This is a genomic window from Vibrio sp. St2 (assembly GCF_947311885.1).
Lineage (GTDB): Bacteria > Pseudomonadota > Gammaproteobacteria > Enterobacterales > Vibrionaceae > Vibrio > Vibrio coralliilyticus.
The window spans coordinates 840,403-856,442 of record NZ_CAMZNA010000001.1; the positions used below are offsets into that span (position 1 = coordinate 840,403).

The 16,040-nt window shown below is 47.2% G+C and carries 15 protein-coding genes and 1 other annotated feature; of the genes, 10 read left to right on the top strand and 5 right to left on the bottom strand.

The features are described 5' to 3' along the window. The first annotated feature begins 73 nt into the window (after nucleotides 1-73). Genes QMA41_RS03995 through QMA41_RS04005 form a run of 3 tightly spaced genes read left to right on the top strand, consistent with a single transcriptional unit; the run spans nucleotide 74 to nucleotide 3,024 of the window. Complete coding sequence (locus QMA41_RS03995) at nucleotides 74-1,267, top strand: MFS transporter (protein WP_281628913.1); 1,194 nt, start codon at nucleotides 74-76, stop codon at nucleotides 1,265-1,267. Beyond that, nucleotides 1,242-2,204, top strand: coding sequence for an HTH-type transcriptional regulator YidZ (yidZ, locus tag QMA41_RS04000; protein WP_281628914.1), 963 nt, complete (start codon nucleotides 1,242-1,244; stop codon nucleotides 2,202-2,204). The genes QMA41_RS03995 and yidZ overlap by 26 nt, the downstream gene beginning before the upstream one ends. A 19-nt stretch (nucleotides 2,205-2,223) precedes the next feature. Then, complete coding sequence (locus tag QMA41_RS04005; RefSeq protein ID WP_281628915.1) at nucleotides 2,224-3,024, top strand: PhzF family phenazine biosynthesis protein; 801 nt, start codon at nucleotides 2,224-2,226, stop codon at nucleotides 3,022-3,024. A 49-nt stretch (nucleotides 3,025-3,073) separates the two neighbouring features. Here QMA41_RS04005 and rluB read toward each other — a convergent pair whose 3' ends face one another. The 5 genes from rluB to QMA41_RS04030 form a co-directional block, all read right to left on the bottom strand. Beyond that, complete coding sequence (rluB, locus tag QMA41_RS04010; protein ID WP_043007589.1) at nucleotides 3,074-4,018, bottom strand: 23S rRNA pseudouridine(2605) synthase RluB; 945 nt, start codon at nucleotides 4,016-4,018, stop codon at nucleotides 3,074-3,076. Between the two features lie 187 nt (nucleotides 4,019-4,205). After that, nucleotides 4,206-6,572 carry an EAL domain-containing protein gene (locus tag QMA41_RS04015; RefSeq protein WP_281628916.1) on the bottom strand — a complete coding sequence of 789 codons (2,367 nt, stop codon included), beginning with the start codon at nucleotides 6,570-6,572 and terminating at the stop codon, nucleotides 4,206-4,208. Continuing rightward, nucleotides 6,569-7,213 carry a hypothetical protein gene (locus QMA41_RS04020; RefSeq protein WP_281628917.1) on the bottom strand — a complete coding sequence of 215 codons (645 nt, stop codon included), beginning with the start codon at nucleotides 7,211-7,213 and terminating at the stop codon, nucleotides 6,569-6,571. The genes QMA41_RS04015 and QMA41_RS04020 overlap by 4 nt, the downstream gene beginning before the upstream one ends. 127 nt (nucleotides 7,214-7,340) lie before the next feature. After that, nucleotides 7,341-7,961, bottom strand: a complete 621-nt coding sequence (locus tag QMA41_RS04025; protein ID WP_006958936.1) for an L-threonylcarbamoyladenylate synthase — start codon at nucleotides 7,959-7,961, stop codon at nucleotides 7,341-7,343. Between the two features lie 90 nt (nucleotides 7,962-8,051). After that, a complete protein-coding gene (locus tag QMA41_RS04030) occupies nucleotides 8,052-8,903 on the bottom strand; it encodes a PHP domain-containing protein (protein WP_006958937.1) in 852 nt (283 codons plus the stop codon). An 82-nt stretch (nucleotides 8,904-8,985) separates the two neighbouring features. Between QMA41_RS04030 and QMA41_RS04035 the strand changes: the two genes are divergently transcribed. The 7 genes from QMA41_RS04035 to trpA all read left to right on the top strand — a co-directional run bounded on the left by QMA41_RS04035 (nucleotide 8,986) and on the right by trpA (nucleotide 16,015). After that, nucleotides 8,986-9,111 carry a trp operon leader peptide gene (locus QMA41_RS04035; protein ID WP_019275902.1) on the top strand — a complete coding sequence of 42 codons (126 nt, stop codon included), beginning with the start codon at nucleotides 8,986-8,988 and terminating at the stop codon, nucleotides 9,109-9,111. Then, nucleotides 9,058-9,160: a sequence feature (Trp leader region), on the top strand. Its footprint overlaps the gene before it by 54 nt. A 131-nt stretch (nucleotides 9,161-9,291) precedes the next feature. After that, entirely contained in the window at nucleotides 9,292-10,857 is a 1,566-nt protein-coding gene (locus QMA41_RS04040; RefSeq protein WP_281628918.1) for an anthranilate synthase component 1, read from the top strand. Between the two features lie 2 nt (nucleotides 10,858-10,859). Beyond that, on the top strand, nucleotides 10,860-11,465 hold the full coding sequence (locus QMA41_RS04045) for an aminodeoxychorismate/anthranilate synthase component II (protein ID WP_281628919.1): 606 nt from the start codon (nucleotides 10,860-10,862) through the stop codon (nucleotides 11,463-11,465). Nucleotides 11,466-11,478: 13 nt separating this feature from the next. After that, nucleotides 11,479-12,477, top strand: a complete 999-nt coding sequence (trpD, locus tag QMA41_RS04050; protein ID WP_038162459.1) for an anthranilate phosphoribosyltransferase — start codon at nucleotides 11,479-11,481, stop codon at nucleotides 12,475-12,477. 23 nt (nucleotides 12,478-12,500) lie between these two features. Beyond that, nucleotides 12,501-13,928: a bifunctional indole-3-glycerol-phosphate synthase TrpC/phosphoribosylanthranilate isomerase TrpF gene (gene trpCF, locus QMA41_RS04055; RefSeq protein WP_281628920.1), complete on the top strand. Its 1,428-nt coding sequence runs from the start codon at nucleotides 12,501-12,503 to the stop codon at nucleotides 13,926-13,928. A gap of 90 nt (nucleotides 13,929-14,018) precedes the next feature. Next, the gene (gene trpB, locus QMA41_RS04060; protein WP_006958942.1) at nucleotides 14,019-15,209 is read left to right on the top strand and encodes a tryptophan synthase subunit beta; all 1,191 of its coding nucleotides are present in this window, start codon (nucleotides 14,019-14,021) and stop codon (nucleotides 15,207-15,209) included. Beyond that, nucleotides 15,209-16,015, top strand: a complete 807-nt coding sequence (gene trpA / locus QMA41_RS04065; RefSeq protein WP_281628921.1) for a tryptophan synthase subunit alpha — start codon at nucleotides 15,209-15,211, stop codon at nucleotides 16,013-16,015. The genes trpB and trpA overlap by 1 nt, the downstream gene beginning before the upstream one ends. The last annotated feature ends 25 nt before the right edge of the window (nucleotides 16,016-16,040 follow it).

Below are 16,040 nucleotides of genomic sequence, written 5' to 3' on the forward strand. Positions count from 1 at the left end.
GTTGTCGCATTTCCCACTCGCGGCTCCCTCAAGCGCAATTTAGTATCAGGGCTTCTGAATTCGCGAGGTTTCCATGATTCGATTTTTGCTTTGTAGCTTTGCTCTTGTTTTACTCTATCCCACGGCCATAGACCTGTATCTGGTTGGTTTACCACAAATCGCTCAGGATTTGAACGCAACAGAAGCCGAGCTTCACATTGCCTTTTCAATCTATCTGGCAGGCATGGCGACCACTATGCTAGTCGCAGGTCGAATTGCGGATTCTTCAGGTAGGAAGCCCGTAGCAATTATCGGGGCCGCCATATTTGTCGCAGCGTCCATTCTGGGCGCTACATCGACCCAAAGTACTGAGTTTCTCATCGCGAGATTTGCACAGGGTATCGGGGCTGGCTCATGTTACGTCGTTGCATTTGCGATTTTGCGCGATGTGTTAGACGACCAGCGAAGAGCCAAGGTTCTATCAATGATTAACGGCATCACTTGCATCGTGCCAGTCATTGCCCCCGTCATCGGCCATTTGATCATGCTCCAATTCCCTTGGCCTGCGCTTTTCACCACCATGTCCGGCATGGGTGTGATCGTCTGCCTTCTATCCCTCTTTGCTCTAAAAGAGAGCCGACCTAAGACCACTAAGCAACCTTTGAATGAGCCCGCTAACTTAGAGAGTGAATCTTTTAAAGACCGTTACTTCTTAAGTCGTCTGATGGTGACTTCATTTAGTGTCACCATGATCCTGACATATGTTAATGTTTCACCAATGCTGATTATGAGTGATATGGGTTTCGATCGCGGCGGCTATTCGACCGTTATGGCGCTCACTGCATTAATCAGTATGCTCACGTCTTTCTCTGCGCCTCTCCTGCTGGCCCGATTTGAGCAGCGAAGTTTGAGCCTGTTATCCCAAACGTTTTTTGCTGCTTCCGCCACTACGTTAATCATCACTAACTTTATTCAATTGAGTCACATCGGGTACTTCATAGGCTTTGGGCTGTTGTGTGCTGGCTTTTCTCTCGGCTTTGGCGTGGCCATGAGCCAGGCACTCAGCCCTTTTTCTAAACGTGCCGGCGTTGCCAGCTCTTTATTGGGAATTTCACAAGTGTGCAGCTCAGCCTTCTACATATGGTTAGCGGGTATTTTGGGCATCAGTGCTCTAAACATGCTGATAATAATACTGGCGGCAGGTAGCCTAATCAGCTTTGCTCTAATACTATGGATACCAAAACCGACACCACTACATCGTTATGAAGAAATCTCTGGCACGGCTTGATCTCAATTTACTGTTTACATTGCAGCTTCTGCTTCAGGAGCTGAGTGTTTCCAGAGCAGCGAAAAAGCTCAATGTTACGCCTTCAACCGTCAGTAAATCACTGGGGAAGTTGCGCGATTGGTTTGATGATCCTTTGTTTGTCAAAACTCCAACCGGACTGGCACCCACACCGCTGACCCTCAGTATGGAGCAAGACCTCAATGACTGGCTGCAAATCAGTGCTCAGATTGCAGAAAGGCGCACTCAAGAGTCCACAAAAGGGATTCAGTTTCATCTCGCGATAGAGTCACCTTTATTACTGACTTTACTGGGAGAGCTTCTTCAGCAGATACATGAACGCTACCCACAGGCCAAAGTCAAAACCAGCAACTGGGATTACGACTCACTTGAGGCCATCATCCGCGGTGATGCGGACATCGGTTTTACCGGTCGGGAGAGTCATCCTCGTTCGAAAGAGTCACTGGATCTTCTCCCCTACTTTGTGGATTACGAAGTCTTGTTTACCGATCTACCCAAAGTCTATTTACGTGATGACCACCCAGCGCTTAAGCAAGAGTGGAATCTGGATACCTTTCTTCGTTATACCCACATTAATATCCTTTGGGAGAAGAGTGAGACATGGGCGCTTGATGACGTCCTTGAGGAACAAGGCCTGAGCCGATCCAGTACGTTAACTATGGCAAGCTTTGAGCAATCTCTGTTTATGGCAGCCCAAGCGGGTCATGAGTACATCACTACTGCCCCCAATTATTGCGAGCACTACGTCAAGCAGTTACACCCTAACCTCACCAGTTTGCCTATCCCCGTTGAAGAAGAGTTTAAGCAAAAGTTGCTGATTCCATTTACATTAATTTGGCATAAGCGCAACGCATACAACCCGAAAATCACTTGGTTGCGAGAAAACATTAAGCAACTTAGTATGCGTAACCACACTTAATCGAAGCGGAATACAAGACATGGAATTGGACATCTATCAAGTCGACTCATTTACCACCGAAACTTTCAAAGGCAACCCTGCGGGTGTCTGCATTACGGACCAGCCACTTGATGAGTCATTGATGTTCGCTATTGCCGAAGAAATGGCGGTGTCTGAAACGGCATTTTTGTCCTTGAGCGATATGCGCTTGCGCTGGTTCACACCTGAAGTAGAAGTCACACTATGCGGACATGGCACGCTCGCTGTTGCCCATGTCCTAAAGCAGCAAGGAAAGATTGCAACTGGCGACAGCATTACTTTTAGTACCCTATCCGGTTTGCTGAATGTGAAGGTGTTAAGTTCGACTTATGAGTTGGACTTCCCTGCGCCCCAACTGGAGTACAACCAACATTGCTCTGAAGAGAGACTCAATGCACTTGGGTTATCTGAACAACAGGTTGTCTCCTACTGCCAGTTTGATTCTAAAGAGTTGTTTGAGCTTGGCAACGAACAAGCGGTGTATGACCTAAGCCCGGACTTTTCTTCATTGATTAGACAACCGGGGCGAGGGATCATCGTCACCGCTCAATCAACTCAATCCAATAGCGATATCGTCTCTCGCTACTTTGCGCCTTGGGTCGGCGTCAATGAAGATCCGGTGACAGGTTCAGCGCACTGTGCACTGGCTGAGTTCTGGGCAGGAAAAATCGACAAGCGTGTGCTCACCGCCTACCAAGCATCCTCAAGGGGTGGTTATCTGGATATCGAACGAGTGGAAGGGGGGCGAGTCAAGCTTTCTGGTAGCGCAGTAATTGCGCTTAAAGGCACGCTATTTATCTGATTTTAGATACAAAAAAGCAGCCTATGCGGCTGCTTTTTTATTCATATTTTTAACGCTGGCGCTGTTTATTACGAGCACCTTGCTCGCCTGCACCTTTACGCGGTTTACGACGAGCTGGATTGTTGCTACGTCCACCACCGTTGTTCATTCGCTCTTCATGACGCTTAACTGCGCGACGAATTTTCTGGCTACGAGAACGCTCACGCTTACGTGACGTATTGGCTTTGTTTTCGTCAAGCATGGTCTCTTTTTCAGGACGCAGCTCTACCAAATCACGTAGGTAGTTCACCTCTTTAAGGTCTAGCTCCATCCATCCGCCACGAGGCAGTTTCTTATCCAGGAAGATATCACCGTAGCGAACACGCTTCAGGCGGCTAACCGTACAGTCTTGAGATTCCCACAAACGACGTACTTCGCGGTTACGACCTTCGTTGATCACAACGTAGAAAGTGTGGTTCATACCATCACCGCCTGCGTAAACAACGTCTTCAAATCGCGCTAGGCCATCTTCAAGCTCTACACCACCAACTAGGTTGCGGATTTTCTTCTCGTCAACGTCACCAAATACACGTACAAGGTATTCACGCTCAACCTGACGACTTGGGTGCATCAAACGGTTGGCAAGCTCACCATCGGTTGTGAATAGTAGTAGGCCAGATGTGTTCGCATCCAGACGACCAACAGAAATCCAACGAGAACCACGGATTTTTGGCAGACGGTCAAATACAGTTCGACGACCTTCTGGGTCATGACGAGTACACAGCTCACCCTCAGGTTTGTAGTATGCAAGTACACGACAAACCACTTCTTCCTGCGCCTTCGCAGAAACAGTGTGGCCGTCAATACGAACTACCGCATTCTCGTCTTCTAGTCGTTCACCAAGCTTAGCAACAACGCCGTTCACACTCACGCGACCCGCTTTGATCAAAGCTTCAAGTTCGCGTCGTGAGCCATGGCCTGCTCGCGCTAATACTTTCTGTAATTTTTCGTTCATCAATCTACCTTTGTGTCGTCTTCTCAGACGTCGATTCTATTTTGCGACCCTAAATCGCGGTCGCGTATTATCGCAAATTCTCTAAAAAAACGCATGCATTATTTTTACTTTTGACACCAATCTAAGGTGGCAAAAAATTGAATAATCGTAAGGTTTTATATCCATGAAATACATGTCAATGCCGCCACTAGTGGCCTGAGTGCGGCGATCCTACTATTTTGGCTTCCGGTTCAGCTTGCCCCCATCGTTGACCTTCCAGCATTTGCAACCAGCTAGTCAATTTGTCCGCAGGTTGTGGTCTGCTGATAAAGTACCCCTGCGCATGATCGCAGCCATTGGCGACCAACCAATCCAGCGAAGCTTGGTCTTCGACACCTTCCGCGACCGTTTTAAGCCCAAAGCGTTTGGCGAGTTTAATCGTCGATTGTGCAATCGTCTGATCTTGCTGATCACTGGCAACATTGAGGATGAAAGATTTGTCTATTTTCAGTTCCGTTGCGGGTAAATGTTTCAGTTGTGACAAGGAAGAATAACCCGTGCCGTAATCATCAATTGAAATAGATAGCCCTCTCTCAGACAATCGGCTGAGTATCGACAAAGCGTACTCAGGGTCTTCAGCCAGTGCACTTTCTGTGACTTCAATTGTGACCTCGTTTTCACTGCATTCGAACTGGGATAGGAAAGTCAGTATCTTGTCGTCAAAGTTCTTCTGCTTGAGGTTAACCGCAGAGATGTTGATTGCCACACCTAGTTCGAATCCGAGTTCTCGCCATACTTGGAGTTGCTGCAAGGCACTGCGCATAACCCAGTCAGTCAACGCATCTATCTGACCGGTGGTTTCTGCAATTTCAATAAATTCATCCGGTGGAATCATCCCCAGTTCTGGATGAATCCATCTTACTAAGGCTTCGACTTTATCGACCTGCGAAGTCCTAACGTTCAACTTTGGTTGGAAGTGCAGTATCAGTTGGTCACCTTGAATGGCTTCCGTTAGCTCATGGGTTAAGCGAACACGATTGATTGCGCTTTCTGCCATACTGGATGCAAATTCAAGACTGGGGACTCTCATCTTCATCGCTTGTTGTAAGGCAATACCAGCATTGTGTAGCAACTGACGAGCGGTTTCACCATGCTTAGGGTAACGGCAGTAACCTGATACTGTATGTACCGTCACCGAAATGCGCTGCAAACTGAACGCTCCAGCCAAACATTGTAGAACGACATTAGCACTGTGCTCATCCGACTGCTGTGTATTACATTGGGAGAGCAAAGCAAATTCTGAGGACTCAAGTTGATAAAATTGTGCTTTCTCTTCCAACGCCATTAATCGACTTGCCGCCGCAACCTGAAGCTCTTCGCCAGTGTCTAACCCGAGACTGTAATTTAATTCTTCAAATTCCAAGACTCTGAAACGAATGAGTAAAAATCCGTCACATGATTTATTGATGAGATCGGCAATATCTTCAAACAACTTTTTCTTATTCAGCATTTTTGTTAGATCAGAGTGATAAGCGCGGTAGTTTAACTCAGCCTGTCGGTCGTTAACGGCCTGATTCATTAGGTTAAATTCATGGGCTAATACGCCAAGCTCATCTTGACGATTCACCACCAAGGCTTCGCTGTTTTCCCCTTGAGCAATTTGCTTAGCTTTACTAACAAGTCCCTGCAATGGCTTAGCGATGCTTTTTGATAGTAAGAAGGCAGCGACGATCGAACAACCAAACGTCACCAAGACGATCAACATGATCTGTAGCCATCGGTTTTGTAGTGTTGCGAATAAGTCCGCTCTGGAGAGATAAAGGGATGCGATGAGATCTTTTTCGTCTTTAAAGCCAATCGCCACCTCAGTCGCAATAGTGTGTGCATCCGATTGTTGAGGCTCTATAGCGGTAAGGCCATTGCCCGCCTCTTCTACACTGCTGGCAAGCAATGACCATTGCCCGCTCTCCTGATAACCGATATCGACATTCATACCTGTCAGTAGCGCGAGTCGCTGCGCTAAAGTCTGGTCGATTGCAAAACCAAAACCTATCCAAGCGACCGTTTCAGCACCACTTTGGACTGGAACCAATACTAATTGAAACACCGCTCCCTGATAGTCATAGAGTATTGGACGGTCCTCATCTGGAGCAGCGGTTTCCTCCATGGTCAGCATGTTGTTTTCTGTATCGGCACGGGTTCGATTAGTGCCTTTGTCGTAAACCAGCTTGCCGATGAAATTACCATTCTCATCAACTGCAATCGCCAAGTCGGCAGAAATCCGCTGGCGATGATTATTCAACGCCACTAAGAAACTGCGCGCGTCCTCTCTCAAAGCCTGTTTAAGGCCAAAATCTTTTGCGACGGTCTGAGCAAACCCGGTTAAATTACGCGTACGTTGTTCAAACTGGTTTTCAAACACCGCCTTTGCTGTACTGAGGTGTATTTGCGCTCGCTCTTCTCTTTCTTTTTCATTCGATTGGAAAATGGAGTAAAACAAAATGCATTGAACAGCGATCAACACCGCGAGAAAAGAGAACAGTATTTGAGTCTGGATACTTTTAAATTGATTCATTTATAGGACCCGTAGAAATCAATCATCTGAGCATTTTTCTGCTTCGGTATCGGTGACATTTTCTTGGTTAACGGCAGTTCAAATTCTTGGCCACCCACCACTTCCGTTTGCAGTGTTTCGTTCATCTGTGGGTGCCAAGCCGTTAACGTCACATTTTCCAAACCGTCTGGTAGCGTTATTCTGGCAACCCCTGACTTACCGGTAATGGTGTAATAAGGAGTATCGACAACCTTGATGTAACCACTCATCCAGTCATGAATGTTACATCCCATGGCGACCACGCCTTCACTAGGAAAAGATTTCTCAACACCCTGTTCAGAAGCACGAATCACAAAAGAAAAATCGAGTGGACCTGTAATGGAATAAATATGGTGGGAAATGTCGTCTTTGTTGGTAAATAGGACGGGCTGGTTGACTCTTACTACTGAAATATAAGGCTTAAAAGCACGGCCGTTTTGAGATACTTCGGTCACTAACGTTTCGTTAGTTGTAGTTTCCTCAACGGGTAAATTGGAGGCGGTAACATAGACCACGGCATCTTTTACTGGTTTGCCATTACTTTGGACAACGCGCACTTCTATCGGTGCAGCGTAAGAAGAAATAGCGGGGAACAAGAATAGAATAGGAAGCAAATGACGCATATTGCATATCTGATTTATTAGACTTAACAATCAGCATAGCAGTCACTTGGGATTTTTGCGGGTTAAAAGAGCATAGGTATCAACACACTATGCTCTGCTTATTGAAGTTTTTGCGAAAGCGAAGTTGCTACTCGAATGCAGCAGGGTCGCCCGAACCAACGCGGGCAATGACAGGCTCATCATCACTGAAATCGACTACAGTCGTTGGCTGCTCACCAAGATAGCCACCATTGAGGATACAGTCCACCGCATGCTCAAGTTTATCGCGAATCTCTTCTGGGTCTGATTCAGTAACATCATTACCCGGAAGAATTAAGGACGTCGACATCAAAGGTTCACCAAGCGCTTCCAGTAAATCCAGCGCAATCTGGTTGTCTGGTACACGGATACCAATAGTCTTACGTTTAGAGTTCATCAAACGACGCGGTACTTCTTTCGTCCCTTTGAAGATAAACGTGTAAGGCCCTGGCGTATTGTTCTTTAGTAAGCGAAACGCGGTGTTGTCGACGCGAGCATAAAGAGACAGCTCTGAAAGATCGCGACAAAGCAATGTAAAGTTGTGCTTTTCATCCAATCGACGAATCTTACAAATTCGCTCTAAAGCCTGTTTATTTTCTAGCTGACAACCCAATGCATAACCGGAGTCTGTCGGATAGATAACCACACCGCCATTACGAATGATTGCCACAGCCTGATTGATCAAGCGAGCCTGGGGGTTTTCTGGGTGAACGTAAAAAAACTGGCTCATTGTAATTCCTCATCATCGAGTCTCTCGACTCTATATTTGTAACGTATTGATTTAATAGCAATCTAAGTCACTAATCGCCACAACCTATGGTCAATCAGCTTGCGAAGGCTCAATACCCCAATCTTTCCATACAGGTTCTACACCTGATGGCAGCCACAAATTCCTGCCCAGCTCCATCCAAGGAGACGGATAATGGAAGTCACTGCCTTGAGACGCTAATAGTTTGTATTGTATAGCATAATCCGCCAAGTTGCGCCTTTCTTGTTGGCCCTGTTGTGGTTGGGCCACTTCCATCGCATCCCCACCCGCTTCAACAAATGCAGCAAGCAGTCGCTTAATCCATTTTGCGGTGAGATCGTAGCGTCCGGGATGCGCAAGTACTGCTTGTCCGCCCGCACTGTGAATGGCATTGACGGCGTCAGCCATCGAACACCAACTCGGTGGTACATAACCTGGGTTATTGCGAGTCAGGTATTTCTTAAATACCTGTTGCATGGTTTTGGCGTAGCCGTTGTCCACCAGCCATTTCGCAAAATGCGCTCGCGTGATAGGTGCATCACCAGCAATGGCTTGCACCTCTTCGAGCACCCCTTCTCGGGTCGCTTTACTCAGGCGATGAGCGATCATTTCTGCTCGCCCTTCACGGTGCTTTTTCTGCTGTTCGATTAACTGAGCCAACTCGGCGGACTGCGGGTCTATATTCAACCCAACAATGTGGATGTCTTTGTTTTGCCACACCGTGGATATTTCAATACCGTTAATGATTGTTATGGGTAGCTGGTTGTCTTGAACATACTGATGCGCAATCTCTAAACCATCTACCGTATCGTGATCGGTAATCGCCAGCACATCGATATCAAAACCGAGCGCTCTGTCTATCAATTCGTTAGCAGGTAATCGTCCGTCAGAGGCCGTGGTATGGCTGTGTAAATCAATTCTCATAAATGTGTTTTTTTAGTTGACTTTTTACCTCTGCACTAGTTAACTAGTACATAAATACGAAGTACCTGAATTAAGGCTCACTATGTTACAAGAAATTAACCAAAACCAGAAAGCGAATCTTGCAGCTGACTCTCTACGTGACAGTTCTGCAGACCTTGCTTGGTGGCGCACTTGGACAAGTTCTTGGTGGGCTAACGTGTACTTTTAATTTACCAAATTAATGTTACCAAGCCCGCTGCTAAAGCGGGCTTTTTGTTTTGTCGGATACTCAGCACTCAACTGGTCAAACATTCATCAAATAGAGCAAATTCCACATTGGGTGAATGTTTTCTTTGTGCGACTATGTACGGCAGGAAGTAAAAAAGATTACAAATGAAAAGGAGGTCTTGTGAACAAGGCCATTGAAATCAAAAAGCTGGGAAACCTTGAAGTTATCCAAGCATCTGCACCTTACACGCAGGATCCTACTCGTCTGTTTCATACTCTGTGTGAAAACAAAACCGACAGCCTGTTATTGGAGTCCGCAGAGATCGATTCAAAACAGGATCTGAAGAGCCTGCTGATCGTTGATTCCGCTGTTCGCATCGTTTGCAACGGTCATATTGTGACCATGCAAGCACTGACCAATAACGGTAAACACCTGCTTTCTCATTTGGCCCACAACATTCATAGCAATGTGGCTCATTCATTTGATGGTCAAACGCTGACACTAGAGTTTGAAGCGCCTTGCGATACACTCGATGAAGACTCTCGCTTACGAGAAGCGTCTTCTTTTGATGCGTTGCGTCTGGTCCAGCACAGTTTTGACCTTACTGAACATCAGCAACACGCGGTTTTCCTTGGTGGTCTGTTCGCATACGACATGGTGGCGAACTTTGAACCTTTAGGTAATGCAGAAGCATCAAACCAATGCCCAGACTACGTTTTTTACGTTGCAGAAACTCTGCTCGTCGTAGACCATCAGAGCGAGTCTTGTGATTTACAAGCCACATTGTTTGCGAATAGCGAAGAAAAAGCGACGCTGGAAGCACGCATTGAAAGCATTCAGTCACAATGCGCTAACCTGAAACATTTACCGCAAGCGACCAAATTAACTGACGTTTCTCCACAGCCAAGCGTTTCAGATGAAGATTTCTGCCAAATCGTTCGAGACCTAAAGCAATACGTAGTGCGAGGCGATATCTTTCAGGTTGTTCCGTCACGCCGCTTCACCCTGCCTTGTCCATCACCACTCGCTGCATACAAAGAATTAAAGCTAAGCAACCCAAGCCCTTACATGTTCTACATGCAAGATGAGCTATTCACTCTGTTTGGCGCATCACCTGAAAGCGCGCTTAAATACGAAACCCATACTAACCAAGTCGAGATTTACCCAATCGCAGGCACGCGTCGACGTGGCAAACGCCCAGACGGAGCTATCGATTTCGACCTAGATAGCCGTATTGAACTTGAACTGCGTACTGATATGAAAGAGAACGCCGAACACATGATGTTGGTGGATCTCGCGCGTAACGACGTTGCTCGTATTTCCCAAGCGGGTTCTCGCCACGTTGCAGATTTGCTTAAAGTCGACCGCTACAGCCATGTAATGCACCTAGTATCCCGAGTGGTTGGTCAGCTTCGTGACGACCTGGACGCTCTGCACGCCTATCAGGCTTGCATGAACATGGGAACGCTGACAGGCGCACCTAAAATTCGTGCGATGCAACTTATCAGGGATGTCGAAGGTGCACGCCGTGGTAGCTATGGCGGTGCCGTTGGCTACCTCACTGGCGAAGGTACATTAGACACCTGTATCGTTATCCGCTCAGCTTATGTCGAGAATGGCATCGCTCAAGTTCAAGCGGGCGCTGGCGTTGTGTTTGATTCAGAACCACAAGCCGAAGCAGATGAAACTCGTGGTAAGGCGCAAGCCGTTATCTCTGCAATTCAGTCAGCGCATAAGGAGTCGTAGAGATGGCTAACATTGTATTTATCGATAACTTTGACTCGTTTACCTATAACTTAGTGGATCAGTTTCGTTCACTCGGACACGACGTCAAAATCTACCGTAACCACATTGCCGCGGAAGCGATCGAAAGTGCGGTCAACGAACTAGACAATCCGGTTGTGTTGTTGTCCCCCGGCCCAGGTGCGCCATCTGAAGCGGGCTCAATGCCGGAAGTCATCCAACGCCTGAAAGGTAAAGTGCCGATGATCGGTATCTGTCTCGGTCATCAAGCCATTGTTGAAGCGTATGGTGGCACCGTTGCTGGCGCGGGTGAAATTGTCCATGGCAAAGTGTCAATGATGGAACACCAGAATCATCCGACTTACAGCGGCCTTCCTTCACCACTTGCCATTGCGCGTTACCATTCGTTAGTGGCTACTCAGGTACCTGAAACACTTACCGTAACCGCAGAGGTCGACGGACTCGTCATGTCTGTGGTTCATGAACAAGATAAAATTTGTGGCTTCCAATTCCACCCGGAATCCATCATGACTACTCATGGTGCAACGCTGTTAGCCAATGCGATTGAGTGGGCTTTACAAGAATCAAATCTAACGTCAGTGCAGCAATAAGGAGCAAATAAGAATGGAAACGATCATCAACAAACTCTATGAACAACAACCGCTAACTCAGGAAGAAAGCCAACAGCTTTTTGACATCATTATTCGCGGTGAACTTGATCCAATTCTTATGGCATCGGCGCTGACAGCACTGAAGATTAAAGGTGAAACACCGGATGAAATCGCTGGTGCAGCAAAAGCTCTGCTTGCCAATGCAAATCCATTCCCTCGCCCTGACTATGATTTCGCCGATATCGTGGGCACTGGTGGTGATGGCCACAATACCATCAACATTTCGACCACAGCTGCCTTTGTTGCTGCGGCATGTGGTTTGAAAGTAGCAAAACACGGTAACCGCAGTGTTTCAAGCAAATCTGGCTCTTCTGACTTGCTTGATTCATTTGGCATCAACCTCGCCATGAGCGCTGAAGATACTCGCACTGCGGTAGATAAACTCGGCGTTGCTTTCTTGTTTGCGCCGCAATACCACAGTGGTGTTCGCCATGCGATGCCTGTTCGTCAGACCATGAAAACCCGCACCATTTTTAACATCTTAGGCCCGCTGATTAACCCTGCTCGCCCAAATATTGAGCTTATGGGTGTTTACAGCGAAGAGCTGGTCCGTCCTATAGCTGAAACCATGCTTAAGATGGGCATGAAGCGCGCTGCAGTAGTGCACGGTAGCGGCCTAGATGAAGTTGCTATTCATGGCAACACCACTGTGGCGGAAATCAAAGATGGGCAAATTACTGAATACACTTTGACTCCAGAAGACTTTGGCCTAACAGCGCATCCACTTGAAGCAATTAAAGGCGGTGATCCTGAAGAGAACAAAGCCATTATTACCAATATCCTCACTGGTAAAGGCACCGATGCCCAGCTGGGTGCGGTAGCGGTTAACGTTGCGCTTCTCATGCGTTTATTTGGTCATGAAGATCTCAAGGCCAACACTCAGCAAGCTATTGAGGCTATGAACTCTGGTAAAGCGTTTGAGCTGGTTAATCAGCTAGCAGCTCACGCCTAAGTACCTTAAGGAAGGAACAAAAGATGACTCAGACGCAAGATAAACTTTCAGAGCACGTGTCCCTAAAAGAAGCGCAAATGGCAGAAGTATTGGCAAAAATCGTTCGTGATAAATACAGCTGGGTGGAAGAACGTAAAGCCTCTCAACCTTTGGAGCAGTTTAAAGAAGCGCTAACTCCGTCTGATCGTAGCTTCTATGACGCGGTAAGCGGTAAAAAAACTGCCTTCATCACAGAATGTAAGAAGGCGTCTCCGTCCAAGGGACTGATTCGTGACGACTTTGACCTCGATTACATTGCGTCCGTGTACAATAATCACGCTGATGCGATTTCAGTGCTCACCGATGAAAAGTACTTTCAAGGAAACTTCGATTTCCTGCCACAAGTGAGAAAGCAAACATCTCAACCGATTCTGTGTAAAGACTTTATGGTGGATACTTATCAGGTTTATCTAGCTCGCCATTACTCTGCTGATGCGATTCTGCTGATGCTATCTGTACTTGATGACGCCGAGTATAAAGCACTGGAAGAAGTGGCTCACTCACTCAACATGGGCATTCTGACCGAAGTCAGTAATGAGGAAGAGTTACACCGCGCAGTAAAACTTGGCGCTAAAGTTATTGGTATTAATAACCGCAATTTACGTGACCTAACAACAGATTTGAACCGCACCAAAGAGCTGGCGCCAACAATACGTGAGCTGGCACCAGAAGCGACCATCATTTCGGAGTCAGGCATCTACACACACCAGCAAGTTAGAGATCTTGCAGATTTTGCTGATGGTTTCCTAATCGGCAGCTCATTGATGGCAGAAGAAAACTTAGAGCTGGCAGTACGCAAAGTCACACTAGGTGAAAATAAAGTTTGTGGTCTGACACACCCAGATGATGCTGCGAAAGCTTACCAAGCAGGTGCAGTATTTGGCGGGCTGATTTTTGTCTCTAAGTCGAAGCGTTGCGTGGATTTAGAAACCGCTCGCCTAACCATGTCTGGTGCTCCTTTGAAATATGTGGGTGTATTCCAGAACCACGATGTCGACACCGTGATTAGTATTGCGCAAGAGCTTGGCCTCTGCGCTGTTCAGCTGCATGGAGATGAAGACCAGAACTTTGTCGCTGCGCTCCATGAGCAGCTAGGTGATCAAGTTGAAATCTGGAAAGCTTACGGTGTTACTGACAGCTCACCAGAATTGCTAGACACTCCAGTCAGCCGCCACTTACTCGATACCAAAGTTGGTTCTCAAACGGGTGGTACAGGCCTAGTCTTCGACTGGTCATTGATTGGTGATAGAGAAAAAGTGATGCTCGCGGGTGGCATTTCACCTTTCAACGCTCAGAAAGCGGCCCAACAAGGCTGTCTAGGTCTGGATTTAAACTCAGGCGTTGAAGTTTCACCCGGCAAGAAAGATGCAGAGAAGTTGCAACAGGCATTTGATGCGATTCGCAGCTACTAAATAGATTTATTAAAGATCAATTACTCATAATTAAAGAAATTTTTTGGTGTGCTAGACAGCAACGCCAAACTGAATTGAAGGAATAAAACCATGGCAAAACTTGATGCCTACTTCGGCGAATACGGTGGTCAGTATGTACCACAAATTCTCGTTCCTGCACTGGAACAGCTAGAACAAGCGTTTATCGATGCGCAAGAAGACCCAGAGTTTCGCAGCGAGTTTATGACCCTGCTGCAAGAGTACGCAGGTCGCCCAACGGCGCTAACACTGACTCGCAATCTGACCAAGGGTACAAAAACCAAACTGTACCTCAAGCGCGAAGATTTATTGCATGGCGGCGCACACAAAACTAACCAAGTGCTAGGTCAGGCACTGTTGGCTAAGCGTATGGGCAAAAACGAGATCATTGCAGAAACTGGCGCGGGTCAACACGGTGTCGCTACCGCATTGGCCTGTGCATTGCTCGGCCTAAAATGTCGCGTGTACATGGGTGCCAAAGACGTAGAACGTCAAAGCCCGAACGTGTTCCGTATGAAACTTATGGGCGCGGAAGTCATTCCTGTTCACTCCGGTTCAGCCACGCTTAAAGATGCATGTAATGAAGCACTGCGCGACTGGTCAGCAAGCTACGAAGAAGCTCACTATTTGCTGGGTACCGCTGCTGGTCCTCATCCATTCCCAACCATCGTGCGTGATTTCCAACGCATGATTGGCGAAGAAACAAAAAACCAGATTCTGGCTCGTGAAGGTCGCCTTCCTGATGCAGTAATCGCTTGTGTGGGTGGTGGCTCAAATGCAATCGGTATGTTTGCTGACTTTATTGAAGAGGAAACGGTTCGCCTGATCGGTGTTGAGCCTGCAGGTAAAGGTATAGATACCGACCAGCATGGCGCCCCTCTTAAGCACGGTAAAACCGGCATCTTCTTTGGTATGAAAGCGCCACTGATGCAAGACGTAAACGGGCAAGTTGAAGAGTCTTACTCTGTTTCTGCGGGCCTTGATTTCCCTTCAGTTGGACCTCAGCACGCTCACTTAAATGCAATTGGCCGTGCGGAATACGACAACGTAACCGATGATGAGGCTTTGGAAGCATTCCAAGAACTTGCCCGAAGTGAAGGTATTATTCCTGCACTAGAGTCATCTCACGCACTAGCTCATGCACTGCGTATGGCTCGTGAGAACCCAGACAAAGAACAACTTCTCGTCGTAAACCTATCAGGTCGTGGTGACAAAGACATCTTCACTGTTCACGCCATTCTAGAAGAAAAAGGAGTTATCTAATGAGCCGTTATGAGTCTATGTTTGAGCGCCTGAACGAGAAAAACCAAGGTGCATTTGTTCCTTTCGTAACCGTGTGCGATCCAAACCCGGAGCAGTCCCTCAAAATTATGGAGACACTGGTTGAAGCGGGTGCCGATGCACTTGAACTGGGTATTCCGTTTTCGGATCCACTTGCGGATGGCCCTACTATTCAAGGAGCGAACATTCGCGCACTGGATTCGGGAGCAACTCCAGATATCTGCTTTGAGTTGATTGGAAAAATCCGCGCCAAATACCCAGAACTCCCAATCGGCCTTCTGATGTACGCAAACCTTGTTTACGCGCGCGGTATCGATAGTTTTTACCAGCGTTGTGCGAATGCCGGTATCGATTCTGTGTTGATTGCTGACGTACCAACCAATGAAAGCCAAGAGTTTGTTGAGGCGGCGAAGAAGCACGGTATTGAACCTATCTTCATTGCGCCACCAACGGCGTCAGAAGAGACACTAAAATCAGTTGCTGAACTAGGTGGCGGCTATACCTACCTACTCTCGCGTGCTGGTGTAACCGGTGCAGAAACAAAGGCCAACATGCCAGTAAGTGATCTTTTAGATAAACTCAATAAATACGATGCTCCACCATCACTGTTGGGCTTTGGCATCTCTCAACCAAAACAGGTTAAGCAAGCCATTGAGTCTGGTGCTGCTGGTGCGATTTCAGGCTCTGCTATCGTCAAAATCATCGAATCACACGTTGAGTCTCCGCAAGAAATGTTAAATCAGCTGGCTAGTTTTGTTTCACCGATGAAGGCAGCAACACAAAAGTAAAGTGCTAGCCATCTAAACCTCTATG